The sequence below is a fragment of the Flavobacteriales bacterium genome (assembly GCA_013214975.1).
GTDB lineage: Bacteria > Bacteroidota > Bacteroidia > DT-38 > DT-38 > DT-38.
Genome location: JABSPR010000278.1, coordinates 1 through 2,142 on the forward strand (window position 1 = coordinate 1; position 2,142 = coordinate 2,142).

Genomic DNA, 2,142 nt, shown 5'->3' on the forward strand with positions numbered 1-2,142 from the left:
CGAATTTTACAAACAACCATTCGCGGATTCTATTCAGCACTATGTAACCACCGGAACATACGAGTATGAAGACTGGTCTAACATCCTCAATGAAACTTACCGCGATTTTATGCAGGATAGCGTGATCGATAACTTTAAAAACAACCCAAACCACTCTGTAAATGTAGCGGCTCGAAAAAGCGACATCATAGATTGGGCACCTCAACAACCGGTTAAAATGTTGTATTGTGCCAGCGACATCGTTGTGTTTCCACAAAACTCTATTGTGGCAGAAAAAAAAATGAAGGCGCTTGGCGCAAAAGATGTTGAAGCCATTGATTTAAACCCCGAAGGCGATCACAATTCGTGTTACAATCCAGCGATGGTTTATGCTTTAGATTGGTTTAATGAGTTGAGGGAAGATTGTGGGGAGTAGAAAGGCTAGAAGCAAGGTGTCTTGTACTGAAATAGGTTGACAGATTTGTATGTTATTCCTGCAATAGGTTTACAGGTTGTTTATAATAGTTCTTCCATCTTCTTTTTAAAGTTCCTGAACTCTGATGTGCTTGTTCTGGTGTTAGCATGTTTGTACTCATATGTGGTCTTTGTCTATTGTAGGTTTTCACTCCTCTATCTAACCGCTCTTTGATTGGCATAATCTGGTTTTGAATCTGATATAAAAACTCTTGTTTAATTATTCTATTAATTCTTTCTGCTATTGCATTTTCTAAAGGATCTCCATTTTGTGTCATGCTTATCTTGATTCCATTGTTTTTTAATAACGAAGTGTAAGCATTTAAACAGTATTGTATTCCTCTATCAGGATGATGGATTAAATTGCTTGGAGTATTACTTAGTTCGTTAATAGCCTTCTGTAGTGCATCTATCCCATGTTTAGCTTCTAATGTTTCCAACAGGTTATATCCCACGATCTTTCGGGAGTAAGCATCTGTGATAAGCCATAAATATCTAAATCCCTTTCCTACATTAACATAAGTTATATCCGTTACACAGACATAATTGGGATGAGTAATTTCTTATTAGATTATTATACTTACGAAAATGGTGATAAGAGTTAGTTGTTCTAATAACATTTCTATGCTTCCTTATTCCCATACTATGAAGCTTCATTAGTTCAAGAAACCTGTCACGCCATAATTTGATATTATGCTTTTCCATAAAAGGTTGGAGCAGATGAAATAGCTTTAAAGAACCAATACGAGGCATTTAATTTCTTATTAATTGAATCTGAATCAGCAGTTCCTTATGCTCTTGAGTGTCCTTGATTAGTCGTTTATGTCGCTTGTAGTAAGCCCTGACGACTAAAACCAAAGTCGACACACTTCTTGGATATTACAACCCAGCAATGCACGTCTTAACTCTTGGACTATTTGGTATCTAGCTTTTTTCTAATAGGAACTTTAAGCTCTTTTTCGGCAATGTCAATCATCATAGAATAACCAGCAGCCTTAATCTCGGCAAGGCGAAATACTTTTTCCAATTCTTTTACTTTGACTAAAGCTTCTTCCTTACTTAACTCTGAATCTGATTTTATCTTGGTCATGATAATGGGTCGAACTTCTTGTGATTCAAATTTACGAATCCATCTTAAAACTGTCGACTTTCCTCTAATTCCATAGACACGTTTTGCTTCATCCTTTCCGTATTTTGGACAATACTTCCGAGACTACATTATTCTTAAACTCGGCTGAGTAGTGTACTGAATCGTTATTCATTCTTATAGGTTTTAGTGTCAACCTATTTCAGTACAAGACATAGTTGAGGGTTCGGATTTTCCAAACAGATACAATGTAACACTACCTTATTCTGTTATTGATCGATTTGCATGTGAAAATTTTGCTAGTAATAGTAATACTATTATATTTGCGTGTTTAATTTTTACGAATGGAGGCATTACTTTCGAATATAGCAATAAGAGTTAACAATAGCATCTATCTAAAAGATCCTGAATCCAGTGATTTAGGTAAGAATATTCTTGGAGGAGGGATAGATATGATAGATGAAATTGGCTTTGAAGACTTTACCTTCAAAAAGCTGGCTAAAGAAATAGGATCTACAGAAGCTTCTGTTTATAGATACTTTGAAAGTAAGCACAAATTGTTGTTGTACATTATTTCTTGGTATTGGTCATGGATGGAGTAC

4 protein-coding genes are annotated in these 2,142 nt (G+C 35.4%); 2 read left to right on the top strand and 2 right to left on the bottom strand.

Going from position 1 to position 2,142, the window contains the following annotated elements:
• Positions 1 to 415, top strand: a 415-nt coding sequence (locus HRT72_08995) for a hypothetical protein (protein ID NQY67842.1), incomplete at its 5' end; no start/stop codon positions are given.
• Positions 416 to 467: 52 nt separating this feature from the next.
• Here HRT72_08995 and HRT72_09000 read toward each other — a convergent pair.
• Both HRT72_09000 and HRT72_09005 read right to left on the bottom strand, forming a co-directional pair.
• Positions 468 to 1,013 (bottom strand): DDE-type integrase/transposase/recombinase, encoded by a 546-nt coding sequence (locus HRT72_09000; protein NQY67843.1) that lies wholly within the window; start codon positions 1,011 to 1,013, stop codon positions 468 to 470.
• A gap of 353 nt (positions 1,014 to 1,366) precedes the next feature.
• Positions 1,367 to 1,543 carry a hypothetical protein gene (locus HRT72_09005; GenBank protein NQY67844.1) on the bottom strand — a complete coding sequence of 59 codons (177 nt, stop codon included), beginning with the start codon at positions 1,541 to 1,543 and terminating at the stop codon, positions 1,367 to 1,369.
• Positions 1,544 to 1,884: 341 nt separating this feature from the next.
• Here HRT72_09005 and HRT72_09010 point away from each other — a divergent pair.
• A partial coding sequence (locus HRT72_09010; GenBank protein NQY67845.1) for a TetR/AcrR family transcriptional regulator occupies positions 1,885 to 2,142 on the top strand: 258 nt, incomplete at its 3' end.